Source organism: Streptomyces sp. NPDC001544, from assembly GCF_042894285.1.
Lineage (GTDB): Bacteria > Actinomycetota > Actinomycetes > Streptomycetales > Streptomycetaceae > Streptomyces.
Window position 1 is genome coordinate 1 of the sequence record NZ_JBIAVN010000019.1, and the last position, 25,842, is coordinate 25,842.

The following is a 25,842-nucleotide window of genomic DNA, read 5'->3' on the forward strand; positions in this document are numbered from 1 at the left end:
CGCCGGTGGGGGCACCGCCCGCTCGAGCGAAGCCGAGAGTGGGGGAGGGCGTGCCAAGCCCCGCGTCTGCGGCATGATCCGCCGGACAGGCCCTAAGCCGCGGCACCGACAACGGACGAAAGGGTCATCGTCGGTGGTCGTTCAGTCACCGTGCGGGGCCGCGAAACGAAGGTAACGGGCCGGCACGGCCTTGGTGAGCCACACCCCGTTGGCGCTCAGGTGGAACACATGCCCGTCGCGGTGCATGGCGGCCGCGTCGACCGGGAGGACGACGGGCCGGCCGCGCCGGGCGCCGACCCGTTCGGCCGTCTCGCGGTCGGCCGACAGGTGGACGTCGTGCCGGTTCATCGGCCGCAGCCCCTCGGCCCGGATCGCGTCCAGGTTGCGGGCCACGGTCCCGTGGTAGAGGTGTGCCGGCGGGGTCGCCGGGGGCAGGCCGAGGTCCACGTCGACGCTGTGCCCCTGACTGGCGCGGATCCGGGTGCCCTCGACCGCGAACCGCTTCTTGTCGTTGACGGCCACCACGTGGTCGAGCTCCTCGCGGGTGATGCGGAACCCGTGCGCGGCGGCCGCGGCGATCAGCGTGTCGACCTCCACCCACCCGCCCTCGTCGAGCGCGAGACCGATCCTCTCGGGCTGGTGACGCAAATGCTTCGAAAGGTACTTCGACACCTTCACGGTGCGTCTTTCGTCCATTGCCTCAGCATGGACGGAGAGACGGGAATCACGCACTTTCTTTTGCCGCGGAGGTTTGATCCACAGCCAAGTGGGGTTATCCACAGGGAAGTTGGTGATCCTGTGGACAACTGGCCGCCCTTCAGGGGGAGTTCTCCGATCAGCAGGAGTTCTCCGATCAGCGGGAGTTCTCCGAGATCACCACCGCGGCTCCACCCGGGCCAGCGCCCGCAGAGCCCCGGGCAGGAACCGGGACAGCAGGCGCATGCCGCGGGCCTCCGGGGTCACCGGGACCAGGGCCTTGTCACGGGCCACCGCGTCCAGGACGGCGTCGGCGACCTTCTCCGGCGGGTAGTTGCGCAGGCCGTACAGCCGGGCCGCCCTCTTGCGGCGCCTCTTCTGCTCCTCGGCGTCCACGCCCGCGAAGACGGCCGTCGACGTGATGCCCGTGTTGACGAAGCCGGGGCAGATCGCCGTCACCCCGATCCCCTGCCCGGCCAGTTCGGCCCGCAGACACTCGCTCAGCATCAGCACCGCCGCCTTGGAGGTGCTGTAGGCGGGCAGCGCCCTGGACGGCTGGTACGCGGCCGCCGACGCGATGTTGACGATGTGGCCGCCCTGCCCGCGCTCGGCCATCCGCGCGCCGAAGAGACGGCAACCGTGGATGACCCCCCACAGGTTGACGTCCAGGACCCTGCGCCAGTCGTCCGGTGTCGTGGCGAAGAACGAGCCGGACAGGCCGACCCCCGCGTTGTTGACCAGCATGTCGACCACCCCGTGCTCGGCGGCGACCTTCTCGGCCAGCTTCTCCATGGCCTGCTCGTCGGAGACGTCGACGCGTTCCGCCCAGGCACCCGGGGCGCCCAGCCGACGGGACAGCTCGGCGGTACGGGCGGCGGCCTCCGCGTCCCGGTCGACGGCCACCACGCGCGCGCCCGCCTCCGCGAACGCGCAGGCGGTGGCCCGTCCGATGCCGCCGCCCGCGCCGGTCACCAGGACCAGCTGGCCGGCGAACCGGTCGGCGTGCCGGCCGGTGGGCCGGGCCTGGGGCCGGCCGTCCTCGACGCCGGTGACGAACTCCTCGATCCAGGCCGCCAACCGGTCGGGCCGGGTACGCGGGATCCAGTGCCCGGCCGGCAGCGTCCGGCGGGTCAGCCGCGGAACCCACTGCTCCAGGTCGTCGTACAGCCGCTGTGACAGGAACACGTCCTCCAGGGGCGTGATGAGCTGCACGGGCGCGTGCGCGTACGCGTCCGGGCGCGGCCTGCGCAGCCGGAACGGTACGTTGTCCCGGTACAGCCAGGCACCGTGCGCCGCGTCCGTGGGCAGGGACCCGGTGGGGTAGTCGTCGCCGGGCAGTTTCTCCACCCGCCGCAGGATCCTCGGCCACTGTTTGGCCAGCGGGCTGCGCCAGGCCAGTTCGGGCAGGGCCGGGGCGTGCAGCAGGTACACGTACCAGGACCTGGCGCCCTGGCCGAGGACCTGGACCGCGCGACGGGGCGTCGGGCGCTTCACGCGCGCGTTGATCCAGTGCCCGAAGTGGTCCAGGGACGGCCCCGACATCGAGGTGAAGGAGGCGATCCGGCCCTCGGCGCGCTTGACGGTGACGAACTCCCAGGACTGCACGGACCCCCAGTCGTGCCCCACCAGGTGCACCGGCCGGTCCGGGCTGACCGCGTCCACGACCGCGAGGAAGTCGTCCGTGAGCTTCTCCAGGGTGAAGCCGCCGCGCAGCGGCCGGGGTGCCGTCGAACGGCCGTGGCCCCGGACGTCGTACAGCACCACATGGAAACGGCCGGCGAGACGGGCGGCCACCTCCGACCAGACCTCCTTGCTGTCCGGGTAGCCGTGCACCAGCACCACCGTCGGCAGGTCCGGATCACCGAGCTCCGCCACGCACAGCTCGACCCCGCCCGTGCGCACCCGGCGCTCCCGCGCGCCCTCCAGCGTCGTCACTTCGCCTCCGCCCGCCGTGGCTCCGGCCGCACCGTGTGCCCGCGGCCCCGGTCCACGCGACTGTTCCAGCTGTTAGACCGAGCGTCAACAGGCGGAGCCGGTACTCCGACCTCAGGGTTACCCCTAGGAGCCCGTACTACTGGAGTCTGACGCGAAGACGGCTCTGCGGTCTGACGCCCGGCGTGGCCCGCGTCACTACCTTCGAAGGCGTGACTGTGATCGCGACCGAAAGCCTGAGCAAGCGGTTCCCCCGGGTGACCGCGCTTGACCGGCTCTCCGTGGACGTCGGACCCGGTGTGACGGGGCTCGTCGGTTCCAACGGAGCCGGCAAGTCCACGTTGATCAAGATCCTGCTGGGTCTGTCCCCCGCCACGGAGGGCCGCGCCGAGGTGCTCGGCCTCGACGTCGCCACCAAGGGCGCCACCATCCGCGAGCGGGTCGGCTACATGCCGGAGCACGACTGCCTGCCGCCCGACGTCTCGGCCACCGAGTTCGTCGTGCACATGGCCCGCATGTCCGGCCTGCCCCCGGCCGCCGCCCGCGAGCGCACCGCCGACACCCTGCGCCACGTCGGCCTGTACGAGGAGCGCTACCGTCCCATCGGCGGCTACTCCACCGGCATGAAGCAGCGCGTGAAGCTCGCCCAGGCCCTCGTGCACGACCCGCAGCTGGTCTTCCTCGACGAGCCCACCAACGGCCTCGACCCGGTCGGCCGCGACGAGATGCTCGGCCTGATCCGCCGCATCCACACCGACTTCGGCATCTCGGTCCTGGTCACCTCCCACCTCCTGGGCGAGCTGGAGCGCACCTGCGACCACGTCGTCGTCGTCGACGGCGGCAAGCTCCTGCGCTCCAGCTCCACCACCGACTTCACCCAGACCACGACCACCCTCGCGATCGAGGTCACCGACAGCGACGACCACCCCGACGGCACGCACGCGGTCCGCGAGGCGCTCCACGCACGCGGGATGGACACCCACGCCGAGGGCGCCGGACTGCCCGGCGCCGGACACATCCTGCTGCTGACCGCCACCGGCGAGGAGACGTACGACCTCGTGCGCGACGTCGTCGCCGACCTCGGACTCGGCCTGGTGCGCATGGAGCAGCGGCGGCACCACATCTCCGAGGTGTTCACCAGCAGCGACGAGCAGCGGAAGGAGGCCGTCGGTCATGGCGGTTGAGCATCCCCCGGCGACGCCGGGCGACCAGACCCGTATCCACAACATCGGCTACCGCAGCTACGACGGCCCCCGTCTCGGCCGCTCGTACGCCCGCCGCTCCCTGTACTCGCAGTCCCTGCGCGGCGCCTACGGCCTCGGCCGGTCGGCGAAGTCCAAGGTGCTGCCGATGCTGCTGTTCGCGGTGATGTGCGTGCCCGCGGCCATCATGGTCGCCGTGGCCGTCGCCACCAAGGCGCACGAACTGCCCTTGTCCTACACCCGCTACGCGATCGTCATGCAGGCTGTGATCAGCCTGTACGTCGCCTCGCAGGCACCCCAGTCCGTCTCGCGCGACCTGCGCTTCAAGACCGTACCGCTGTACTTCTCGCGGCCCATCGAGACCGCCGACTACGTACAGGCCAAGTTCGCGGCGCTCGCCTCGGCGATGTTCGTCCTCACCGGCGCCCCGCTGCTGGTGATGTACGTGGGCTCACTGCTCGCCAAGATGGGCTTCGCCCACCAGACCAAGGAATTCGCCCAGGGACTGGTCGCCGTGGCCCTGCTCTCGCTGCTCTTCGCCGGCATCGGCCTGGTCATCGCCGCCGCCACCCCGCGCCGTGGCTTCGGCATCGCCGCCGTGATCGCCGTGATGACCATCTCCTACGGCGCGGTCTCCACCCTCCAGGCCATCGCCGACTCCCAGGGCAGCAGCAGCGCCGTCCCGTGGATCGGCCTGTTCTCCCCGGTCACCCTGATCGACGGGGTGCAGTCCGCCTTCCTCGGCGGCACCTCGGCCTTCCCCGGAGGGGTCGGCCCGTCCAGCGGACAGGGCGCCGTGTACGTCCTCGTCGTCCTGGGCCTGATCGCCGCCGCCTACGGGCTCTTGATGCGCCGCTACAAGAAGGTGGGCCTCTGATGACCACGCTGTCCATCGACCACGTCTCCCGCTGGTTCGGCAACGTGGTCGCCGTCAACGACATCACCATGACCATCGGCCCCGGCGTCACCGGCCTGCTCGGCCCCAACGGCGCCGGCAAGTCCACCCTGATCAACATGATGGGCGGCTTCCTCGCCCCCTCCACCGGCACCGTCACCCTCGACGGGCAGCCGGTGTGGCGCAACGAGGAGATCTACAAGCACATCGGCATCGTCCCCGAACGGGAGGCGATGTACGACTTCCTCACCGGCCGCGAGTTCGTCGTCGCCAACGCCGAACTGCACGGCCTCGGCGAAAAGGCCGCCCAGCGCGCCCTCGCCACGGTCGAGATGGAGTACGCCCAGGACCGGAAGATCTCCACCTATTCCAAGGGCATGCGACAGCGCGTGAAGATGGCCTCCGCGCTGGTCCACGACCCGTCCCTGCTGCTGCTGGACGAGCCCTTCAACGGCATGGACCCGCGCCAGCGCATGCAGCTGATGGACCTGCTGCGGCGGATGGGTGACGAGGGCCGCACGGTCCTGTTCTCCTCCCACATCCTCGAAGAGGTCGAGCAACTCGCCTGGCACATCGAGGTCGTGGTCGCCGGGCGGCACGCCGCGAGCGGCGACTTCCGCAAGATCCGCCGTCTGATGACGGACCGCCCGCACCGCTACCTGGTGCGCTCCAGCGACGACCGCGCCCTCGCGGCCGCGCTGATCGCCGACCCCTCGACCTCCGGCATCGAGGTCGACCTCACCGAGGGCGCACTGCGCATCCAGGCCGTCGACTTCGGCCGCTTCACCACCCTGCTGCCGAAGGTCGCCCGGGACCACGGCATCCGGCTGCTCACGGTCTCGCCGTCCGACGAGTCCCTCGAGTCCGTCTTCTCGTACCTGGTCGCGGCGTAGGAGGCCCATGATGTACGACCCCACAGTCGCCCGGCTCACCTACCGGGCCCTGCTCGGCCGTCGCCGGGCCCTCATCCTGGGCGCGCTGCCCCTGCTGCTGATCGTGATCTCCGTGGCCGTACGCGCCCTGACCGGAGCCGACGACCAGACGGCCTCCGACGTCCTCGGCGGCTTCGCGCTGGCCACGATGGTGCCGATCATCGGCGTCATCGCGGGCACGGGCGCCATCGGACCGGAGATCGACGACGGTTCCGTGGTGTACCTGCTGTCCAAGCCGCTGAAGCGACCGACGATCATCTTCACGAAGCTGATCGTGGCGATCGCCGTGACCATGGTGTTCTCCGCCGTACCGACCATGATCGCGGGCCTGATCCTGAACGGCAACGGCCAGCAGATCGCCGTCGCCTACACGGTGGCCGCGCTGGTCGCCTCGATCGCGTACGCGGCGCTCTTCCTGCTGCTCGGCACGGTGTCCCGGCACGCGGTGGTGTTCGGGCTGGTCTACGCCCTCGTCTGGGAGGCGCTGTTCGGCTCCCTGGTGCCCGGCGCGCGCACGCTGAGCGTCCAGCAGTGGGCGCTGGCCGTGGCCCACAAGGTCGCCGGCGGGGACATGGTCACCTCGGACGTCTCACTGACCACGGGGACCGTGCTGCTGGTGGCGGTCACCGTGCTCGCCACCTGGTACGCGGGACAGAAGCTGCGATCGCTGACGCTGGCGGGCGAGGAGTAGGCCCGCCGGGTCCGTCCTGACGGGGGCTTCATCCCCGTCCGCGCAGACTGGGCGAAAGCGGATGTACGGCTAGGAGGCCGGGGATGGCAGAGGAGACACCGCGGAGCGACGTCTGGGACGGCGTCGTCCTGGACGAGGAGTTCATACGGGCCGCCGAGACCTCCGAGCCGTCCGCCCGCGCCCGGATGCTCGCCGCCCGCTGGCGCGCCGAGTCGCCGGAGCCGCGGCCCTGGCGCTCCGACGAGCCGCCGGCGGGCTGGTTCTTCAGCAAGGCGCGTCGGCGCAGGTGGCGGCGCCGGTAGCGGCACATAAATCAGTGGCGGACAACTCGCCCGGGAGGCACAGTGGTTGTGCCCCATCCGTCGGGAGTGTCCCGGCGCCACATTCTGGGAGAGGAGCCGGGCGATGTCCATGCACGACAGTACGTCCGGCTTCCGACAGGGCAGCCGGCGGCAGGCTCCGGTGTAGTTGCCCCACCGTGGAGCCCACCCCGCACGGGGTGCTGCCCGGGGCGGTCGCTTCGAGCACGTAGGCGCTGCGCTTGCGTGGGCCGCCTTCCCAGTTTCCGCCCCTTGAACAGGGGCCCGGTGCTGGGGCGGCCGGGTAGGTTGCGCAACTCGGCGCTACGCGCGCCGCTGCGCCCACCCGTGCCGCCCCAGCGGCAGGACTGCCCGCAGCTACGCCGACCTGCTGCTACGGCAGCAACCGCTCCAGCACCACCGCGATGCCGTCCTCCTCATTGGAGGACGTCACCTCGTCCGCGACCGCCTTCAGTTCCTCGTGGGCGTTGGCCATGGCCACGCCCCGGGCGGACCAGGCGAACATCGGGATGTCGTTGGGCATGTCGCCGAAGGCGAGCGTCTCGGCACCCTTCACGCCCAGGCGGCGGGCCGCCAGGGACAGACCCGTCGCCTTGGACAGCCCCAGCGGCAGCAGCTCCACGATGCCCGCGCCCGCCATGGCGACGGTGACGAAGCCGCCCGCGGCCTGCTGGGCCGCATCGGCCAGTTCGTCGTCGGACAGCTCGGGATGCTGGATGTAGATCTTGTTCAGCGGAGCGGACCACAGGTCCGACGCGTCCGTGAACGGGATCGAGGGCAGCGTGCCGGTGACCGCGTAGCCCGGTCCCACCAGCACGTCACCGTCCAGGCCGTCGCGGCTCGCCGCCAGATACAGCGGGCCCACCTCGGCCTCGATCTTGGCCAGTGCCACACCCGCCAGCTGCCGGTCCAGGGTCACGGAGGTCAGCAGGCGGTGCTCGCCCGCGTGGTAGACCTGCGCGCCCTGGCCGCAGACGGCGAGACCGTCGTAGCCGAGGTCGTCGAGGATGTGCCGGGTCCAGGGGACCGCCCGGCCCGTGACGACGATGTGCGCGGCGCCCGCCGCGGTGGCCGCGGCGAGCGCGTCACGTGTGCGCTGTGAGACCGACTCGTCGCCGCGCAGAAGCGTTCCGTCGAGATCGGTGGCGATGAGCCGGTAGGGGAACCTCCCAGAGGGAGATACGGCGCTCACTTGGCCACCGGCTCCAAGACCTCCCGGCCGCCGAGGTACGGGCGCAGCACCTCGGGAACCCGCACCGAGCCGTCGGCCTGCTGGTGGTTCTCGAGGATCGCCACGATGGTGCGCGGTACGGCGCACAGCGTGCCGTTGAGCGTCGCCAGCGGGCGCACCTGCTTGCCCTCGCGGACGCGGATCGACAGGCGGCGGGACTGGAACTCGGTGCAGTCCGAGGTCGAGGTCAGCTCGCGGTACTTGCCCTGGGTCGGGATCCACGCCTCGCAGTCGAACTTGCGCGAGGCCGAGGCGCCGAGGTCACCGGTGGCGACGTCGATGACGCGGAACGGCAGTTCGAGCGAGGTCAGCCACTGCTTCTCCCAGTCCAGCAGGCGCTGGTGCTCCGCCTGCGAGTCCTCGGGGGTGACGTAGGAGAACATCTCGACCTTGTCGAACTGGTGGACGCGGAAGATGCCCTTGGTGTCCTTGCCGTGCGAGCCGGCCTCACGGCGGAAGCACGGCGAGAAGCCCGCGTAGCGCAGCGGCAGCCGGTCCGCGTCGATGATCTCGTCCATGTGGTAGGCAGCCAGCGGCACCTCGGACGTGCCGACCAGGTACAGGTCGTCCTTGTCGAGGTGGTAGACGTCCTGGGCCGCCTGGCCGAGGAAGCCGGTGCCCGCCATGGACTGCGGGCGGACCAGCGCAGGGGTCAGCATCGGGGTGAAGCCCGCGGCCGTGGCCTGGGCGATCGCCGCGTTCACCAGCGCGAGCTCCAGCAGGGCGCCGACGCCGGTCAGGAAGTAGAAGCGCGAGCCGGAGACCTTCGCGCCGCGCTCCACGTCGATCGCGCCGAGGAGCTGGCCCAGCTCCAGGTGGTCCTTGGGCTCGAAGCCCTCGGCCGCGAAGTCGCGGATCGTGCCGTGCGTCTCCAGCGTGGCGAAGTCCTCCTCGCCGCCGACGGGCACGTCGGGGTGGACGAGGTTGCCCAGCCGCTGGAGGAGTTGCTGGGTCTCGGCGTCGGCCGCGTCACGCTCGGCGTCGGCGGCCTTGACGTCGGCCTTCAGCTGCTCGGCGCGCTTGAGCAGCTCCGCCTTCTCGTCGCCGGAGGCCTTGGGGATGAGCTTGCCGAGCTGCTTCTGCTCGGCGCGCAGCTCGTCGAAGCGGACGCCGGACGACCTGCGCCGTTCGTCGGCGGACAGGAGGGAGTCGACGAGCGCGACGTCCTCTCCACGGGCGCGCTGGGAGGCGCGCACACGGTCGGGGTCCTCACGGAGCAGGCGAAGGTCAATCACGCGGTCCAGGCTACCGGTGCGACGTTCTGGCTCACGACTTGGTTTCCCGAACTGCTACGAACTGCGGAATACCTACCGTTATGGTGCAAATGCCCAGCGTGTCAATAAACTCTGTCCCACTCCCCGGGACGGGGCATGTGAGGGACGCCACGTTGACTCGACTTCCTTGCTGCGAACGGGATTTGGGGACTGTGTTGTCCACAGGAATCCACACGCTCCGAAGAGTTATCCACAGGCTGTGCGGAACTTCTGTGGATGCCGGAATCGATCACTCCGGAAGTGGTGATCGGGGCGAGGAATTCCCGGTTCAAACCGACTCGACACCCACTTTCGGGTGGAAAAGGGTCGCCCCAAAAGATGAACCAAAGGAAACGGGTGGACGAAGGGCGAGGTACTCGCCGCCGCCTGGGCGCGTGCCCTGCAGGGCGATTTGTCGACCAAGCGGTACTTCGGTGTCGACTTGTCCCCAGGTCGAGAACGCGACCTGTGGACAACGCCTGTGGATAACTCTAGAACCGCCCGTCCTGGCAGCGCGCGACCCAGTCCGCCGCGGACACGAACTCCTCGTCCGACGTCCCCGGCAGCGTGGGCCGGGCTCCGTCCGGGGTGATGTCCGCACGCGGGTACGAACCGAGGAAGCGTACCTGCAGACAGATCCGCTTCAGCCCCATCAGTGCCTCGGCCACCCGCCGGTCGGAGATGTGGCCCTCGGCGTCGATGCAGAAGCAGTAGTTGCCGATGCCGGCGCCGGTGGGGCGGGACTGCAGCAGCATGAGGTTGATGCCCCGGGTCGCGAACTCGCCGAGCAGGTCGCGCAGGCCTCCGGGGTGGTCGTCGCGCTGCCAGAGCACCACCGACGTCTTGTCCGCTCCGGTCGGTGCCGCGGGCCGGGCCGGGCGGCCCACCAGGACGAACCGGGTCTGCGCGTTCTCCGCGTCGTGGATCCCGGTCTCCAGGGCCGTCAGCCCGTACCGGGCGGCCGCGAACTCCCCGGCGAAGGCGGCGTCGTACCGGCCCTCCTGGACCAGCCGGGCGCCGTCCGCGTTGGAGGCGGCGGACTCCCAGACGGCCTCCGGGAGGTTGGCCTTGAGCCAGTTGCGGACCTGCGGCTGGGCGGCCGGATGGGCGGTGACGGTCTTGATGTCGGACAGCTTCGTGCCCGGCCGGACCAGCAACGCGAAGGTGATGGACAGCAGCACCTCGCGGTAGATCATCAGAGGCGTGCCCGCGACCAGTTCGTCCAGGGTGGTGGTGATGCCGCCCTCGACGGAGTTCTCGATCGGCACGAAAGCGGCCTCGGCCTCTCCGGCGCGTACGGCGTCCAGTGCGGACTGCACCGACACGTACGGGATCAGCTCCCGGGTGGCCGCCTCCGGGAGGGTGCGCAGGGCGACTTCGGTGAAGGTGCCCTCGGGGCCGAGATACGCATAGCTCGCTGGCATGCCCTCACCCTAATGGCCGCACGGAAAACCGGCCCAGCTGTTCCAGGACTGCCCCCACCCCGGGTGAACCGGCGTGACCTCACCCCTCCAGCAGGCGTTGCCCCACGTACTCCCCCTTCGCGGCGCCGCCCGGCACCGCGAACAGTCCGCTGGCCTCGTGCCGGATGTACTTCGACAGCGCGTCGCCCCGGTCGAGCTTGCGCTGCACCGGTACGAAGCCGCGCAGCGGGTCCGCCTGCCAGCAGACGAACAGCAGCCCCGCGTCGGGTGTCCCGTCGGCGTCGATGCCGTCGTGGTAGGAGAACGGCCGCCGGAGCATGGCGGCGCCCCCGTTCTGGTCGGGCCGGGTGATACGGGCGTGGGCGTTGAGCGGGACGACGTAGTCGCCCTTGGCGTCCGCCTTCTCCAGGTCCATCGCGGTCGTCTCGTCGCCGCCCGACAGGGGCGCTCCGTTGGACTTGCGGCGCCCGATGACCGCCTCCTGGGCCGCCGTCGACAGCTTCTCCCAGTCGTCGAGGAGCATGCGGATCCGGCGTACGACCGCGTAGGAGCCGTCCGCCATCCAGGCGGGGTCGTTCGAGCCGGAGGCAGGCACGAAGATCCGTTTGTCGAAGTCGGCCTCGGCCGGCTTGGGATTGCGGGTGCCGTCGAGCTGGCCCATCAGGTTGCGGGCCGTCATGGGGTGGGCGGTGGCGCCCGGGGTGCGGTTGAAGCCGTTCATCTGCCAGCGGACACGGGCCGCGCTGCCGGCGTCCTTCTGGATCGCGCGCAGGGCGTGGAAGGCGACGAGGGCGTCGTCGGCGCCGATCTGGACCCACAGATCGCCGTTGCTGCGTGCCTTGTCCAGGTGGTCGGAGGAGAAGTCGGGCAGCGGGTCGAGGGAGACCGGGCGCTGTTTGTCCAGGCCGGTCCGGCCGAAGAAGCTGTGCCCGAACCCGAAGGTGATCGTCAGCGACGACGGGCCGGCGTCCCGGGCCACGTCGGTGTCGTCGTGTGCGGCCGGTTCCCCGGCCATCAGCCGCTCGGCCGTCACCGACCAGCGGCGCAGCAGTGCGGCCGCCTCCTTGCGGCCGGCGCCCGCTGCCAGGTCGAAGGCGACGAGATGGCCGCGGGCCTGGAGTCCGTCGGTGATGCCGGGCTGATGTTTCCCGTGAAACATCACCCGGTCGGCACCGACCGAGGTGAGCGGTGTGGCTCCGGCGGGTGCGGCGGCGTACCCCACGGCCCCGCCGGCCGCACCGAGCACGAGGCCGGTGGCGCCGGCGGTGCCGAGCAGCTTCCTGCGGGAGAGGCCGTCCCGCGAGGAGCCGTCGGCGGGGACGACCTCCTCCACGGCGGTGTCGGAAGGACGGGCCTTCGGGATGGACTGGTCAGCCATGGTGCGGTTCAGCCGATCTGCGCGTTCTTGTAGACGGTCACCTGGTCGATGTCGGAGGTGCGCACGGTCACGGCGATCTTCCATTCGCCGGCCATGGGGATCTGCACCCCGGTCGCGGCCCAGTGGCCGGTGGCGATGTGGTCGGGTGTCACGGGCAGCGGCCCGATCTTCTTGGCTTCGAGGGTGAAGGCGACCTTCACCTCGGGGATGTCGAAGGCGCGGCCGTTGGGCCGCTGGACGTAGAGGTGCATCTCGTTGCCGCCGACGCGCGCGGGGTCGAGGTCGAGCCGTACGACGCCCTTGCCGTCCTGGCCGCCCGTGTCGAACGACATGTCGAGGGTGAGTGCCCCGGAGGAGGACGACGACGAGGCGGAGGATGAGGAGGTGGCCGCCTTGGCCTCCTGCTCGGTGCGGCCCGGTTCGGTCTGCGTGAGCACGGTGGTGACGGCGAGCAGGACGACGGCGACGCCCGCCTCGGCGAGGACCGAGCGGCGCAGGCCGAAGCGGTTCGGGTCGGCGTCGCGCAGCCGCTTCTGCCGGGCGGAGTCCTGGGCGGCGCGCTGCCGGGCGAGCTGGGTGGCACGCTGGGTGTCCGAGGTGGAGGCAGAGGCGGGTGCGGTCACACGCTCCTTCACCTCGGCCTGCACTTCAGCCTTCACTTCGGCCTCCGCCTCGGCCTCAGCCTGTGCCTCAGCGGTCTCGGACCGCTTCCCCTCCCGGGAGGCGGGCGCCGTGTCGGCGAGCCGGGCCGTCCACCGGCGGGAGACCACCGCGATCCCCACCAGCAGCGCCACGAGCCCGATCTTGACCAGCAGCAACTGCCCGTAGCGGGTGTCGGTGAACGCCGACCAGGAGCCGAGCTGGCGCCAGGACTGGTAGACGCCGGTCGCGACGAGCACGGCGACGGATCCCATGGCGAGGCGGGAGAAGCGGCGGACGGCCGCGGTCTCCACCGGGGTCTCGGCGGGTGCCCGGTAGAGGGCGACCAGGAGGGCGGTGAGTCCGCCCAGCCAGGTGGCGACGGCCAGCAGGTGCACCACGTCGACCGGCATGGCGATGCCCGGCTGGAGCCCGGTCGAGGCGTGCTCGGCCATCGCCCAGCTCGCCGCGAGTCCGGCGGCCACCACGGTGCCGCCGATGGCGAGACCGAAGGTGAGGTCGCGCTTCTCCTCGTCCTCCCGTTTGTCGTACGCGCCGAACAGGACGGCGATGAACAGCGCCGCCGCGGCGAGCAGCAGCAGCCGGGAGACGAGTGCCGCGCCGGTCTTGGTCTGCAGCACCTGGCCGAGCAGGTCCAGGTCGAAGACGGCGCCGATCTTCCCGGAGCTGGTGTAGGAACCGCGCAGGAGCAGCAGCCAGAGCGTGGCCGCGGTGAGCGTGAGCCAGCCGCCGACGACGAGCCGCTGCACGGCCCGCACCCCGGAGCCGCGCTGCCAGCAGGCGAGCACGAAGGCGGCGCCGCCCACGAGCACGATGTAGCCGGCGTACGACATGTAGCGGCCGAACCCGTACAGCCAGCCGACGGCGCTGTCGTTCGCGGTCCGTCCGGAGACGGAGACGGTGGTCTGGGAGGGGGCCCCGACGGAGAAGGTGTAGGCGCCGGAGACGGGGTGGCTGTCGGCCGACACGACCTGGTAGGTGACGGTGTAGGTGCCGTCCTTCAGGCCGCTCTTGAGCTGTACGGCGTACGTCGTTCCGCTGATGTTGGACGGCTTGCCGACGTCGACCTTCTTGCCCTTGGGGTCGAGGACGTGCAGCGAGTCGTCGTTCATCGACACCTGCTCGGAGAAGGTGAGCGACACCTGCTCCGGCGCCTTCTTGACCACCACCCCCTGGGCGGGGTCGCTGCCGGTCAGCGCGGCGTGCGCGGAGGCAGGCCCTGCCCCGGCCAGCAGCGCGCCGGTGACGGCCAGGAACAGCAGCACCAGGGTGCGCAGGCGGGGGGTGATGGTCCGCGTCAAGGTGGTCCCTCCTTCAGTGTCCGGTCGACGGGTTGTACGTGGCGGACTTCACCGGCATCTCGACGGTGAGGGGCCCGGACTTGGCGAAGGTGAGTTTCAGGGTGATCGTCTGGCCCTGTTTCGGCCGGTGCTTCAGCTTCTCGAACATCAGGTGGTTGCCGCCGCTCTTGAAGACCAGCCGACCGTGGGCGGGGACGGGGAAGGAGGTGACCTCCTCCATCGCGCCGCCCACGGTGTCGTGCATGGTGACGTCCCCGGCGATGTCGCTGGTGACCTTGGTCAGCTCGTCCTTCGCGCCGCCGTTGTTGACGATCGTCAGGAAGCCGGCCGCCATGTCGGCGGAGACGGGCTGCGGCATGTAGGAGGAGCTGACCGACACCTCCGCCTTGGTGTCGGTGGAACCGCCGCAGCCGGCGAGCGCCACGGCTGCGGCCGCCGCCGCGACGGGCAGGGCGGAGCGCCTCATGGCGTCGCCCCCTTGATGATCTTGGGGAGGTCCTTGGTGTAGTCGTCGACCGTGGTGTCCTCGCCGTAGAGCAGGTATCCGCCGTCGTTCTTCGGATTGAAGGCGATGACCTGGGTGCCGTGGACGGAGACGACCTTGCCGGTCTTGTCCTTCTTCGTCGGCTCGATGGAGATGCCCAGCGACCGGGCGCCGGCCTGGATGGTGGAGAAGTTCCCGGTCAGGCCTATGAACTGGGAGTCGATGCCCTTGAGCCACTTGCCGAGTTCGGCGGGGGTGTCGCGGCCGGGGTCGGTGGTGACGAAGACCACGCGGAGCTTGTCCTGCTCGGCCTTGGGCAGCGCCTTCTTGGCGACCGCGATGTTGTTCATGGTCAGCGGGCAGATGTCGGGGCAGTGGGTGTAGCCGAAGTAGATGAGCGTCGGCCTGCCCTTGGTCTCCTTGCGGAGGTCGTACTTCTTGCCGTGGGTGTCGGTGAGGACGAGATCCGGCTTCTCGAAAGGCTGGTCGAGGACGGTGGCGGCCTTGTCGGAGCCGGACTCCTCGGAGACCACGCTGACGGGCGACTTGCCGTCTTCGCTGCCGCAGGCGGAGAGGGTCAGGGTGGCGGCGGCGAGCAGTGCGGCCGCCGCGAACGTCTTGTTGCGCATAGAGATATGTCCCGGATGTGAGAGCTCCGGCGCGCACCGGGGCCGTACGCAAGAGTGGCACGGCCCCGGTGCGCGGCGCGGAGGGGAGGGGGTCAGGCGGAGCGTCGGCGTCCGGCGAGCACGCCGTACGCCACGCCTGCCACGCCGAGGACGATGCCGACGGTGCCGAGCACGCGCGCGGTGGTGTCGCTGCCGCCGGAGGAGGAGCCGTCGGAGGCGGCGGTCTCGGTCTTGCCGTCCGTCCTGTCGGAGGCGTCCTCGGCGCCGGACGAGCCGTGGGAGTGCTCGTCGGCGGAGGCAGCGGACAGTTCGAGCACCGGGGCCGGGTTCTCGGGTTCCTCCTGGCCGTCCTGCTGGGCCTCGATCCAGCGGACGACCTCCTTGTTGGAGTACGTCTGGATCGCCTTGAAGACCAGTTCGTCGGTGTCGTCGGGCAGGGCGCCGATGGACAGGGGGAACTTCTGGAAGTAACCGGGCTCGATGCCCTTGCCGTCGGCGGTCCAGGTGACCTTGGTGACCGCCTCGGTGATCTTCTCGCCGTGCATCTCCATCGGCTTGGCCAGCTTGGACCTGGTGACCTTCACCTTCCAGCCGTCGATCGGCTGCGGCATCACCGAGGCCAGCGGATGGTCGGCGGGGAGGTTGACCTCGAGCTTGGTGGTCGAGGCGTTGTCGCGCTCGTTGGGCACCTTGAAGTCGACGACCGCGTAGCCGCCCTTGGCGGGCGTGGTCTCCGGCTGCACGCTGACGTGCGCGAAGGCGGGAGCGGACAGGGCGAGCACGGCGGAGCCGGCGACGGCAGCGGCGGCGGCGAGACGGGAAGCCTTGATGGCCTTCATGACAGACAGCACTCCACTCTGAGTGAGATCCGGGACGGGTCCCGGTGGTGAAGAGGGGGACGCGCGCGTGAAGCGACGGCGGTCCCTCTCCGCACGGATCCCGTGGGGAGTGGCTTCGGTGTCGCGTCAGGCGGCGAGTTCGAGTGCGGCGGCGGGCGGCGGGCCGCGCCGGATCACCGTGTGCTGGAGTGCGGTGGTGTGCGGGACGGGTGCGTCGTCCGGAGCGGTACGACGGACACGCGCGCGGGGGCCGGGAGTGCCGGGAAGACCGGCGCACAGGGCGCACGCCAGGGCGAGCGCCCCGCGCAGGGAACGTACGAGCGCCCCTTCGGCGACCCCGTGCACCGAGAGGTCCAGCAGTCGCAGCACCGCCAGGTCGCCGCGGCGCAGCAGCCAGCCGACGGCCACGGCCGCGAGGAGGTGGCCGAGGAGCATCGGCAGGGACGGCAGCAGGGAAGGCAACAGGGCGGCTGTGGAGCCGGTCGTGCCCGCGGCCTGCCGCATGGTGCTCATGTCCGTGCCGGGCCGCACACCCGCCGCGCCGGCCAGATGCGCGTCGGCGAGGATCTTGTAGGCGTGGGCGGGGCTGAGGCCGGCCGCGCCCGCCCCGCAGAGCAGCCGGGCGGCGCGGGCCACCAGGGCCTGGTCGCTCGTCCGGGACATCGTGCCCGTGGACATCGAGCTCATGGACGCCACCGACATACCGCCGGAGACCGTCGCGCGCTCGGCCAGCCCGAACAGCATGTGCAGCGCGGTCTGCCCGAAGGCGAGCAGCGCCGCGATCCCCGGCAGCGAGCGGTCCCGCCCGGTGAGCGGGGCCACCAGCAGCAGCGAGCCGAGGAATCCCGCGCCCAGCGTCCACAGCGGGACGGTGGCGCAGGCGGCCAGGGTGTGCCCCACCGCGGCCAGCACGACGCAGACCGCGGCGAAAACCGTGGCCCGCAGAATCCGGAGTTCCGCTCCGGAGCGTGTCGTGCGCGGGTGGGGGGCAGTCATGGCGGGCTCATCATCGCACTGCTCCCGCCCGGGCCGTGCGGCAGGTCCGGGTGAGAGGCCCCGCCGGGGCGTCCCTCATACACCGATTCGTCTGTGTCCGCATCCACCGTATGGGCGGTGTCACGCCGACGGTGTGCTTACACACGGCCACGGGCGGCAATACGTATCGGTATGTCGAGCCGCGGCCAGGAGGCTGGAGCATGAGCATCTGGTGGTCACTCCATCTGCGGCGCGACGCCGCGAGCGTGCCGCTCGCCCGACGCCTTCTCATGGGCACGATGGAGACCGCGGGCGTGGACCCCGACATCTCCTACGACCTGTCCGTCGCCCTCAGCGAGGCCTGCGCGAACGCCGTCGAGCACGGCGGGGGCGGGACGCTCGACGCCTCCTCCCAGGCGTACCGGGTGACGGCCTATCTCGACGGTCAGAAGTGTCGCATCGAGGTGACCGACTCCGGCCCGGGACTCGCCCGAGGCTCCGGCACCCGGCCGCCGCGTCCGGACGCCGAACACGGACGCGGCCTGTGCCTCATCCGGGCACTGGCCGACCATGTGCACATCGGGCCCGAGCCCGGCCGTGCCGGGACGGTGGTCAGCTTCGACAAGATGCTCAAGTGGCGCGACGACTCGCCGCTCATAACGGTCTAGCCGAGTCGCCCCCCAGCACGGCATTCACAGGCCGTTGCCAGTCGCGCCGACCGCCGCGCCCCCCCTCAGACCCTCGCGCGGCTCGTCCGTGTCGGCGAAGTACGGCGCGGCCGGGGCGCGCGGCGAGGCGAAGGCCGGCTTCCCGCACGTGCGGCGGGCAAGTTCCGCCCGCAGGCCCGGCGTGATCCACGGTCTCCTGAGCCCGTTGCACGGCTGCCCGCACGACGACGATCACCGGTACGACGACGATCCGGCCCCGTGCACGCGGCGAGGATATGAGAACGGCCGGGCACCGCTCACGGTGCCCGGCCGTCGGCCTCGTATCAGCGCTTCAGCTCAGCCCTCCGGCTCAGCCCTTCAGCGACGCCATCCACGCCTCGACCTCGTCGGAGCGGCGCGGCAGGGCCGCCGACAGGTTCCGGTTGCCGTCCTCGGTGACGAGGATGTCGTCCTCGATCCGGACACCGATGCCCCGGTACTCCTCCGGCACGGTCAGGTCGTCGGCCTGGAAGTACAGGCCGGGCTCGACGGTGAGCACCATGCCGGGCTCCAGCGTGCCGTCGACGTACGTCTCCACGCGGGCGGCGGCGCAGTCGTGGACGTCCATGCCGAGCATGTGACCGGTGCCGTGCAGCGTCCAGCGGCGCTGCAGGCCCAGCTCCAGGACGCGCTCCACCGGCCCCTCGACCAGGCCCCACTCGACGAGCCGCTCGGCGAGCACCCGCTGTGCGGCGTCGTGGAAGTCGCGGAACTTCCCGCCCGGCTTGACGGCCGCGATGCCGGCCTCCTGGGCGTCGTACACGGCGTCGTAGATCTTCTTCTGGACCTCGCTGTAGCGGCCGTTCACCGGCAGGGTGCGAGTGACGTCAGCGGTGTACAGGGTGTGCGTCTCCACACCGGCGTCCAGCAGCAGCAGGTCGCCGGAGCGGACCGGGCCGTCGTTGCGCACCCAGTGCAGCGTGCAGGCGTGCGGGCCGGCGGCGGCGATGGTGCCGTAGCCGATGTCGTTGCCCTCCACGCGCGCGCGGAGGAAGAACGTGCCCTCGATGTAGCGCTCGCTCGTCGCCTCGGCCTTGTCGAGGACCTTCACCACGTCCTCGAAGCCGCGCACGGTGGAGTCGACGGCCTTCTGCAGCTCGCCGACCTCGTACTCGTCCTTGACCAGCCGCGCCTCGGAGAGGAAGACGCGCAGCTCCTCGTCGCGCTCGGCGGTCACCTTGTCGGTGAGGGCCGCCTCGATGGCCGCGTCGTGGCCGCGGACCACGCGGACCGGGCCGGTGGCCTCCCGCAGCTTGTCCGGCAGCTCGCGCACATCGGCGGCCGGGATGCCGTACAGGGACTCGGACTCGGCGAGCGAGTGGCGGCGGCCGACCCACAGCTCGCCGTGGCCGGACAGCCAGAACTCACCGTTCTCCCGGTCGGAGCGCGGCAGGAGGTAGATCGTCTCCTGGTGACCGTCCGTCGTGGGCTCCAGCACCAGGACGCCGTCCTCGGTCTGGTTGCCGGTGAGGTACGTGTACTCGACCGACGACCGGAAGGCGTACTCCGTGTCGTTCGAGCGGGTCTTCAGATTGCCCGCCGGGATCACCAGGCGCTCGCCCGGGAAGCGGGCGGACAGCGCGGCACGGCGGCGCGCGGTGTGCTCGGCCTGCTCGATCGGCTTCAGATCGCGCAGCTCCGTGTCGGCCCAGCCGGACTTCATGTTCTCGGCGAGCTCGTCGGACACGCCCGGGTACAGGCCGTTCTTGCGCTGCTTGATCGGCTCTTCCGTCTCCTCCGGGTCCGCTGCGGTAGCAGCAATGGACTCGGCCGGGGTGAGCTCGTCGGCCACGGTCATCCTCCTCGACACTGCACTGGATGCCGTCCATCGTACGGGCGTACCGAACAGGGCCACAGGAGCGAACGCTCATGACCGGGTGAGAGGTCCTTCTGACTGACCGGTCAGTCGAACCGGGCCGCCAGCAGCACCACGTCGTCCTCACTGTCCGCGCTGTCCAGTCCGTCCGGCAGCACCGTGCGCAGCACGTGGTCGGCGAGGGCGCCGGGGTCGTGGCGCAGTGCCCTGGGCGCGCTCGCCGCCGCCGAGTGCAGCCGGGCGAAGGCGCGGTCCATGGGGTCGCCGGTGCGGTGCAGCAGACCGTCCGTGTAGAGCAGGACGGTGTCCCCGGCCTCCGCCTGGATCTCCGCGCTCGGCGCCTCCCAGCAGGCCAGCATCCCCAGGGGCGCGGACACGGAGGTCTCCGCGAACTCGGTGCGCCGCTCGCCGATCAGCAGGGGCGGGCTGTGTCCGGCGCCGGCCAGGGTGACCCTGCGCAGCGCGGGCTCGCAGTAGGCGAACAGGGCGGTGGCCGAGCGGGCCGGCTCGGTCAGGCGCAGCAGCAGTTCGAGGTCGGACAGGACGGCGACCGGGTCCTCGCCCTCCATCACCGCGTACGCCCGCAAGGACGCCCGCAGCCGTCCCATGGCGGCGACCGCGCTGGGCCCGGAGCCGGTCACCGAGCCGACCGCGAGACCGAGTGCGGCGTCGGGCAGCGGCAGCGCGTCGTACCAGTCGCCGCCGCCGCGCGGGCCGGTGCGGTGCCGGGCGGCGAGCTGCACACCGGCCACCCGCGGCAGCCGGGAGGGAAGCAGTTCCTCGGCGATCGTCGCCATGCACGCGCGCGTGCGCTCCAGTTCCAGCAGCCGGGCGAGGTGCTCGGTGGCTTGGTGGACGTACAGGCCGGCCAGGTGGCGGCGGCGCTCCTCCGGTTCGGCGGGCTCGTCGTAGAGCCACACGGCGGCGCCGAGCCGGCCGGCGGTGCGGGTGGTGAGGGGGAGGGCGTAGCTGGCGGCGTAGCCGAGGCGGGCGGCCACCTCGCGGTGCCGGGGATCGAGGCCGTCCTCGGCGAACAGGTCGGGGCGGACGCTCTCGCCCCGACCGCCGGACAGTCCGGCGGCGGTGTCGAGGAGTTCGCCGTGGGGCTGGGCGACGCGCGGCACGGTCTCGAGGTGCCCGAGGTCGGCCCGGCCCAGTCCCAGGCCGATGGTCCTGCGCGGGCCGAGGCCGTCGCCGGGTTCCAGGACGAGCAGCCCGCGCCGGGCGCCGACCAGGGCGGCGCCGGCGCGCAGCAGTTCGGTCAGCGCCGCGTCGAGGGTGTCCCTGCGGGCCAGGCGTTCGGTGAGCTCGTGCAGGGTGGTGAGGTCCGAGACCCAGCCGGCCAGCCGGTCCTGGAGGAGGGCGCCGGGAGCGAGGGCGGCGTTCGGCGGGGGCGGGCAGTTCGCGGCGGGGGCGGCGGTGACCGGTGGGGCTTCCGGGGCTTCTGGGGGCGTCGGTGCCGGTGCGGCAGTGTGGGCGGGCGTGGGAAGCGTTGAATCGATTCCGGCCACTTTCGCAGGGTGGGGGGCGTTCATGGTGTCCGGCTTTCAGACCGGTGCGTATTGCTCAAAAGCATCGCGAACCCCCATGTCTTTCTGCGCTGCCAGCAGTGGCTCCACATGTACACGCACTCGTGAGGGGATGTCCAGCATTGTCCTGCCTGGATTCCTGGTGTCCGAGGGCGTCTTGTGGGTACCTGCTCAACATCTTGCATAACGACAAAGTTGGCTTAAAACTGCCTCAGGTAAAGGTTCATTGCGGTCGACTGGGCTCGCTCCACGGAGCGTCACAGCGGTCGTGATGGGTACGTACTCGGAGAAGGCCAGGGGTGGTTGGGGACCGCCCGGAACCTGGCGACGGACCCGGGCGTCTTAACCACCGACGACCGTGCCCCATCCTCCCGTGGCGGAGGCGGAGAGAAATACGTGCGACGGCAAAACGCCAGTCTTCGCCACCCCCGCGCATCGGCCGTGCTCTTCTGATGGACGCAGTATGGACGCGGACGCGGCCAACGCTCGACACCCTGGGGTTCCCCTTGCCGCGGCAGGGGTGTGATGCGCCAACAGGTACGCACAGTGAAGTGATCGACACATGATGTGATCCACGGTGTTGCCAGCGGTGCAACGGAAAGGAACGAGCGCTCATGCGCGAGATCCTCGGAAGGCGACGCAGGCTCCTGTCCGGGCGGGACGACGGGAGGCCCGAGCTGATCAGCGCGGCCCTGACCTTCGCGACGGAATGGCAGTGGCCCGTACTCCCGGGCGTGGCCCCGGATCCGCAGGGACGGCCCCGCTGTACCTGCTCCGACCCCGAGTGCACGGTGCCCGGTGCGCATCCCTTCGACCCGGGACTGCTCGCGGCCACCACCGACGAGCGCATGGTGCGCTGGTGGTGGACCAACCGGCCGGGCGCCCCCATCCTCCTCGCGACCGGGGGCAAGGCGCCCTGCGCGGTCAGCCTGCCGGCCGCCGCCGCGGCCCGTGCCCTCGACGCCCTCGACCGGTCCGGCATGCGGCTGGGCCCGGTGATCGCCTCGCCCACGCGCTGGTCACTGCTGGTCAAGCCCTACTCCATGGAGCAGTTGGGCGAACTGCTGTACGCCAAGGACTTCGTCCCCGGGTCCCTCCGCTTCCACGGCGAGGGCGGCTACCTCGCCCTGCCCCCTTCCGGGACCGGCCAGGGCGACATCCGCTGGGAGCGCGCCCCGTTGCCCGGCTCGGCCTCGCCATGGGTGCCCGACGTGGAGGCCGTGGTGGACGCCGTGGTCGACGCCCTCACTCGTACGGGTGTGAGCGCACCCGAGTTGTAGGGGGTGTCGGGCGCGCACGGGCCCTGGCACGTGCCTTTGGTCTTATCTTTCCTGTTCATGAACGTTCGTCTGCTCGCCCTAGCGGGCGTCGCGGTGTGCGCGGTCGCGCTGCCGCTGACCGTGGCGTCCGCGGGGCAGGTGGGCGACGCGGGGCGCTCGGCCGTACGTACGCCCGGGCGCGCCGGGGGCACGGTTCCGCGCGCCGACGCCAAGGACCACTCCGCCGTGCCCGCCCCCTCCGGCTCTCCCCTGCTGCTGGGGCTGGGACTGGCCACCGCCGCCCGTTGCGGTCCCGAACTCACCTCGCCCGACGGAGTCGAGGCCCAGACCTGCGTCCTGACGCAGGGACCTCGGACCTGGGCGCGCACCTACTACCGCAACGCCACCGGCCGGGCGCTCGACGCCGTCCTGAGCTTCATGGGGCCGGGCGGACGCACGGTGCAGATGCGCTGCGCCGTGGGCGCCGACGACGAGCCCGGCACGTGCGAGACACCCAGGGAGCGCAGCCGCGGCGGACCGGACGCCTACACGGCGGTCACGGAGTTCGCCGCACGGGACGGTGACGGAGGGGCCGGACCACTGCTGCTCCGCTCCGGGAGCAACTCCGAGGTATCCGCGGGCAGTTGACGGACGGAAGCGTTCCGTACACCGGGGGCGGACATGGAAAGACCCGGTTGCTGGCGACGGGGGATGCACCAGCAACCGGGCTACTGGAACGGTAACAAGAGATCGCCGGTTCGCAAATTCGATCTCGGCTATTCGGACACGGATTTGCTTGTCACATCGGGGAGTTGTGACAGGAGTCACCTGTCCGGACGACCTGACCGCGGCGGTCCGGACGACCAGCCGCGGCCCGTGCGTCGCCTGTCCGTCAGCTGAGCGTGACCTGCCGGTTGGTGAGTCCGCCGCGCGCCCGGCGCTCGTCCACGGTGAGCGGCGCGTCCGAGGCCAGGGCGGCGGTGAGACGCTCGGCGAACTCGGCGGCCGGCTTCTCCACATCCTCCGCGGTGACCCCGCTTGGCAGGTCCCAGACCGGCACGGTGAGCCCGTGAGCACGGAAGGAACCGACCAGCCGGGTGCCTTCCCCGAGGCTCGAGCGGCCCGCCGCGTGCAGCCGGGCGAGAGCGTCCAGAAGCTGCTCCTCCGGGTGCGGCATGACCCAGCGCAGATGGTTCTTCTCCGGCGTCTCGCACCAGTACGCGGCGTCCACACCGGCCAGCTTCACCGTGGGGATGGCGGCGGCGTTGGCCCGCTCGAGCGAGGCGGTCACCTCGGGCGTGGCGTTCTCCGAGTCCGGCACCCAGAACTCGAACCCGCTGTGCACCACTGGCTCGAACGCGCCTTCGGGATCGATCAGGTCCTGCAGCCGCGGACCGTCGGCCGGGGCGCGCCGCCCCTGCACCGGGGTTCCCGGCTCGGCGGTGAGCGCGCGCTGGAGGGTGTCGGCGAGGTCCCGGCTGATGTCACCGGACGGCGTGTCGTTCTGCAGGCCGAGCAGGACCGAGCCGTCGTCGCGGCGAAGAGCCGGCCAGGCCATCGGCAGCACCGTGGCGAGCGTGACGGACGGGACGCCCTCGGGCAGGCCGTCCTTCAGCGTCAGTCCGACCGTGGCGGCCGGCACCAGTTCGCGCAGCGCCACCCAGTCGCACTCGCCCGGCAGCCCCTCGAAGGGCCGCTGCACCAGCTCGGTCGCGGCGTGCGAGGCGGCCCGGCCGTGGCAGGCCTTGTAACGGCGGCCGCTGCCGCACGGGCAGGGCTCGCGGGCGCCGACGACCGGGATCTGTCCGTCCGTGAGCTGCGGCCGCTTGGCCTTCGTCTGGGGTCGCTTCTTGGCCATCGTGCGTGTCTCCCGGTTACGGCTCGTCTCGTACTGCCGCGAGCCTAGCCGCTGCCGCTGCCGCCGACGGGAACCTGTGGACGACGCGGGCACGAAGTCAACTGGTGGGACGGTCGCGGGCGGTTCAGTCCAGGTCGGTGAAGGCGTCCGTGAAGTCCAGTTCGCCGGCGAGCGCCGAGACCGGAGGGGCCGTCACCCGTGAGGCGAAGTCGTCGCGGCGATGTCCGCGGGCCTGGGCGTGCACGTCGTCGTGGACCACCACCCAGACGGTGACCTCGCCCCGGGCGTCGTCCCGTACGCCCCAGTCGTCGGCCAGCGCGGTGATGATGTTCAGCCCGCGGCCGCCGTGCGCGGTCACCGACGGGGTCGACGGAGCCGGGCGGGTCGGACCGCCGCCGTCCGTGACCTCCACGATCAGCCGGCCGCGCGGATCCAGCTGCCATGCCGCCCGTACGTCACCGTCGCCGACGGCGGCGTCACCGAGCGGACGGCCGTGCTTGCAGGCGTTGCTCAAAAGTTCGGAAAGAATCAGCACGGCATCGTCGATGACCGATTCCGACACCCCACCGCTGCGCAGCTGTGCGCGCATCCGGTGCCTGGCCTTCCCCACGCCCGCAGGGCCATGGGGTACGGCCATGCTCGACGACGTGGGCACCTCCTGTGCCACCACCAACGCCACCCCCGAGACCTCCTTCGCCCCACGCCACGGTGTGGATGCCCCATTGGCCTGTACCGGAAACCGGCCAATCCTCTTCCGGTGACGCATTCGTCACGATCGAATACGGATCGAACGCGCCGGAGCACTCCCTGTAAGGGTGTGGCTGGATTTGTTCGGTGTGGCCGAGAAGGGAGGATGCTTCACCGGTGTGACATTGGTCAAGACCTTCGACCGAGCCGGTGCAGCACCGCGAGCGGGCGGTTGGTGATGATCGCGTCCACGCCCAGCTCGACGCAGAGGTCGACGTCCTCCGGCTCGTTCACCGTCCACACGTGCACCTGGTGTCCGGCCGCCTTCAGCCGCTCGATGTACGCCGGGTGGTTGCGGACGATCCGGATCGAGGGGCCCGCGATCCGGACGCCCGCGGGAAGCCGCCCGTCGCGCAGCCGCGGCGAGACGAACTGCATCAGGTACACGGTCGGCAGCATCGGCGAGGCCGCCCGCACCCGGTGCAGCGAACGCGCGGAGAAGCTCATGATCCGCACCGGGGAGGCGGCCGCCGACCTCGGTGCGTCCAGACCGAACCGCTTCAGGAGCAGCAGCAGCCGCTCCTCGACCTGTCCCGCCCAGCGGGTGGGGTGCTTGGTCTCGATGGCCAGCTCCACCCGCCGCCCGGCGTCCGCGACCAGCTCCAGCAGCCGCTCCAGAGTCAGTACGGAGGTCTCCTCGCGGTCCTCGGGACGGTGCTCCCAGTCGGGTTCCTCGTCGCGGCCGCGCCAGCTGTCACGGGTCTTGCGCGAGCCGAAGTCCAGGGCGGCCAGATCGGCGAGCTCCAGGGCCGACACCGCCCCGCGCCCGTTGGACGTACGGTTGACGCGCCGGTCGTGGACGCACACCAGGTGGCCGTCCGCGGTCAGCCGGACGTCGCATTCGAGGGCGTCCGCGCCGTCCTCGATCGCCTTCCGGTAGGCGGCGAGGGTGTGCTCGGGCGCGTCCTCGGAGGCCCCCCGGTGGGCGACCACCTGGATGTGGTGCTGTCGTGCGTGGGTCACCGCGTCATGGTGCCACCGCCAAGGGGTACGCACGTATCTGAGAACCCCCTGAGATGTTCCGGGGATGCGGCCGTTCTGTTCCTAATGTCGGATATAAGGAATAGCCGTGGACCCACAGTCA

The 25,842-nt window shown here is 71.1% G+C and carries 24 protein-coding genes and 1 pseudogene; 9 read left to right on the forward strand and 16 right to left on the reverse strand.

Going from position 1 to position 25,842, the window contains the following annotated elements:
• Window positions 1-141: 141 nt before the first annotated feature.
• Window positions 142-696: an RNA 2'-phosphotransferase gene (locus ACFY0F_RS33070; RefSeq protein WP_388802682.1), complete on the reverse strand. Its 555-nt coding sequence runs from the start codon at window positions 694-696 to the stop codon at window positions 142-144.
• A 177-nt stretch (window positions 697-873) separates the two neighbouring features.
• On the reverse strand, window positions 874-2,631 hold the full coding sequence (locus ACFY0F_RS33075; protein ID WP_388802685.1) for an SDR family oxidoreductase: 1,758 nt from the start codon (window positions 2,629-2,631) through the stop codon (window positions 874-876).
• A gap of 215 nt (window positions 2,632-2,846) precedes the next feature.
• Between ACFY0F_RS33075 and ACFY0F_RS33080 the strand changes: the two genes are divergently transcribed.
• The 5 genes from ACFY0F_RS33080 (at window position 2,847) to ACFY0F_RS33100 (ending at window position 6,650) form a co-directional block, all read left to right on the forward strand.
• Window positions 2,847-3,812: an ABC transporter ATP-binding protein gene (locus ACFY0F_RS33080; protein WP_388803041.1), complete on the forward strand. Its 966-nt coding sequence runs from the start codon at window positions 2,847-2,849 to the stop codon at window positions 3,810-3,812.
• Entirely contained in the window at window positions 3,802-4,707 is a 906-nt protein-coding gene (locus tag ACFY0F_RS33085) for an ABC transporter permease (RefSeq protein WP_388802688.1), read from the forward strand. The genes ACFY0F_RS33080 and ACFY0F_RS33085 overlap by 11 nt, the downstream gene beginning before the upstream one ends.
• Window positions 4,707-5,618 carry an ABC transporter ATP-binding protein gene (locus ACFY0F_RS33090; protein ID WP_388802691.1) on the forward strand — a complete coding sequence of 304 codons (912 nt, stop codon included), beginning with the start codon at window positions 4,707-4,709 and terminating at the stop codon, window positions 5,616-5,618. The genes ACFY0F_RS33085 and ACFY0F_RS33090 overlap by 1 nt, the downstream gene beginning before the upstream one ends.
• A 10-nt stretch (window positions 5,619-5,628) precedes the next feature.
• Window positions 5,629-6,348: an ABC transporter permease subunit gene (locus tag ACFY0F_RS33095; RefSeq protein WP_388802694.1), complete on the forward strand. Its 720-nt coding sequence runs from the start codon at window positions 5,629-5,631 to the stop codon at window positions 6,346-6,348.
• Between the two features lie 83 nt (window positions 6,349-6,431).
• A complete protein-coding gene (locus ACFY0F_RS33100; protein WP_388802697.1) occupies window positions 6,432-6,650 on the forward strand; it encodes a hypothetical protein in 219 nt (72 codons plus the stop codon).
• Window positions 6,651-7,041: 391 nt separating this feature from the next.
• Here ACFY0F_RS33100 and ACFY0F_RS33105 read toward each other — a convergent pair whose 3' ends face one another.
• The 9 genes from ACFY0F_RS33105 to ACFY0F_RS33145 form a co-directional block, all read right to left on the reverse strand.
• Window positions 7,042-7,860 carry an HAD family hydrolase gene (locus tag ACFY0F_RS33105; RefSeq protein WP_388802700.1) on the reverse strand — a complete coding sequence of 273 codons (819 nt, stop codon included), beginning with the start codon at window positions 7,858-7,860 and terminating at the stop codon, window positions 7,042-7,044.
• Window positions 7,857-9,134, reverse strand: coding sequence for a serine--tRNA ligase (serS, locus tag ACFY0F_RS33110; RefSeq protein ID WP_388802703.1), 1,278 nt, complete (start codon window positions 9,132-9,134; stop codon window positions 7,857-7,859). Before serS ends, ACFY0F_RS33105 begins: the two co-directional genes overlap by 4 nt.
• Before the next feature lie 509 nt (window positions 9,135-9,643).
• On the reverse strand, window positions 9,644-10,576 hold the full coding sequence (gene pheA, locus ACFY0F_RS33115) for a prephenate dehydratase (RefSeq protein WP_388802706.1): 933 nt from the start codon (window positions 10,574-10,576) through the stop codon (window positions 9,644-9,646).
• Between the two features lie 79 nt (window positions 10,577-10,655).
• Entirely contained in the window at window positions 10,656-11,954 is a 1,299-nt protein-coding gene (gene efeB / locus ACFY0F_RS33120; RefSeq protein ID WP_388802709.1) for an iron uptake transporter deferrochelatase/peroxidase subunit, read from the reverse strand.
• Window positions 11,955-11,962: 8 nt separating this feature from the next.
• On the reverse strand, window positions 11,963-13,915 hold the full coding sequence (locus tag ACFY0F_RS33125) for a copper resistance CopC/CopD family protein (RefSeq protein WP_388802713.1): 1,953 nt from the start codon (window positions 13,913-13,915) through the stop codon (window positions 11,963-11,965).
• Between the two features lie 13 nt (window positions 13,916-13,928).
• Complete coding sequence (locus ACFY0F_RS33130) at window positions 13,929-14,381, reverse strand: copper chaperone PCu(A)C (RefSeq protein WP_388802716.1); 453 nt, start codon at window positions 14,379-14,381, stop codon at window positions 13,929-13,931.
• Window positions 14,378-15,028: an SCO family protein gene (locus tag ACFY0F_RS33135; RefSeq protein WP_388802719.1), complete on the reverse strand. Its 651-nt coding sequence runs from the start codon at window positions 15,026-15,028 to the stop codon at window positions 14,378-14,380. Before ACFY0F_RS33135 ends, ACFY0F_RS33130 begins: the two co-directional genes overlap by 4 nt.
• A gap of 92 nt (window positions 15,029-15,120) precedes the next feature.
• The gene (locus tag ACFY0F_RS33140; RefSeq protein WP_388803044.1) at window positions 15,121-15,858 is read right to left on the reverse strand and encodes a YcnI family protein; all 738 of its coding nucleotides are present in this window, start codon (window positions 15,856-15,858) and stop codon (window positions 15,121-15,123) included.
• A gap of 135 nt (window positions 15,859-15,993) precedes the next feature.
• Entirely contained in the window at window positions 15,994-16,863 is an 870-nt protein-coding gene (locus ACFY0F_RS33145; protein ID WP_388802723.1) for a hypothetical protein, read from the reverse strand.
• A gap of 200 nt (window positions 16,864-17,063) precedes the next feature.
• Between ACFY0F_RS33145 and ACFY0F_RS33150 the strand changes: the two genes are divergently transcribed.
• Window positions 17,064-17,510 (forward strand): ATP-binding protein, encoded by a 447-nt coding sequence (locus ACFY0F_RS33150; protein ID WP_388802726.1) that lies wholly within the window; start codon window positions 17,064-17,066, stop codon window positions 17,508-17,510.
• 61 nt (window positions 17,511-17,571) lie between these two features.
• A pseudogene (locus tag ACFY0F_RS33155) lies at window positions 17,572-17,679 on the forward strand (2-(5'-triphosphoribosyl)-3'-dephospho CoA synthase); the annotation flags it as partial.
• A gap of 180 nt (window positions 17,680-17,859) precedes the next feature.
• Here ACFY0F_RS33155 and ACFY0F_RS33160 read toward each other — a convergent pair.
• Both ACFY0F_RS33160 and ACFY0F_RS33165 read right to left on the reverse strand, forming a co-directional pair.
• On the reverse strand, window positions 17,860-19,347 hold the full coding sequence (locus ACFY0F_RS33160) for an aminopeptidase P family protein (RefSeq protein ID WP_388802728.1): 1,488 nt from the start codon (window positions 19,345-19,347) through the stop codon (window positions 17,860-17,862).
• Between the two features lie 104 nt (window positions 19,348-19,451).
• Complete coding sequence (locus ACFY0F_RS33165; protein ID WP_388802732.1) at window positions 19,452-20,900, reverse strand: PP2C family protein-serine/threonine phosphatase; 1,449 nt, start codon at window positions 20,898-20,900, stop codon at window positions 19,452-19,454.
• A 608-nt stretch (window positions 20,901-21,508) separates the two neighbouring features.
• On the opposite strand from ACFY0F_RS33165, the gene ACFY0F_RS33170 reads away from it, so the two are divergent.
• Together ACFY0F_RS33170 and ACFY0F_RS33175 are read left to right on the forward strand one after the other, a co-directional pair.
• The gene (locus ACFY0F_RS33170; protein ID WP_388802735.1) at window positions 21,509-22,174 is read left to right on the forward strand and encodes a bifunctional DNA primase/polymerase; all 666 of its coding nucleotides are present in this window, start codon (window positions 21,509-21,511) and stop codon (window positions 22,172-22,174) included.
• 57 nt (window positions 22,175-22,231) lie between these two features.
• Window positions 22,232-22,801 (forward strand): hypothetical protein, encoded by a 570-nt coding sequence (locus ACFY0F_RS33175; protein WP_388802738.1) that lies wholly within the window; start codon window positions 22,232-22,234, stop codon window positions 22,799-22,801.
• 244 nt (window positions 22,802-23,045) lie between these two features.
• Here ACFY0F_RS33175 and ACFY0F_RS33180 read toward each other — a convergent pair whose 3' ends face one another.
• The 3 genes from ACFY0F_RS33180 to ACFY0F_RS33190 all read right to left on the reverse strand — a co-directional run bounded on the left by ACFY0F_RS33180 (window position 23,046) and on the right by ACFY0F_RS33190 (window position 25,721).
• A complete protein-coding gene (locus ACFY0F_RS33180) occupies window positions 23,046-24,011 on the reverse strand; it encodes a DUF5926 family protein (RefSeq protein ID WP_388802741.1) in 966 nt (321 codons plus the stop codon).
• 124 nt (window positions 24,012-24,135) lie between these two features.
• Window positions 24,136-24,777, reverse strand: a complete 642-nt coding sequence (locus tag ACFY0F_RS33185) for an ATP-binding protein (protein ID WP_388802744.1) — start codon at window positions 24,775-24,777, stop codon at window positions 24,136-24,138.
• Window positions 24,778-24,887: 110 nt separating this feature from the next.
• The gene (locus ACFY0F_RS33190) at window positions 24,888-25,721 is read right to left on the reverse strand and encodes a glycerophosphodiester phosphodiesterase (protein WP_388802746.1); all 834 of its coding nucleotides are present in this window, start codon (window positions 25,719-25,721) and stop codon (window positions 24,888-24,890) included.
• Window positions 25,722-25,842 lie beyond the last annotated feature (121 nt).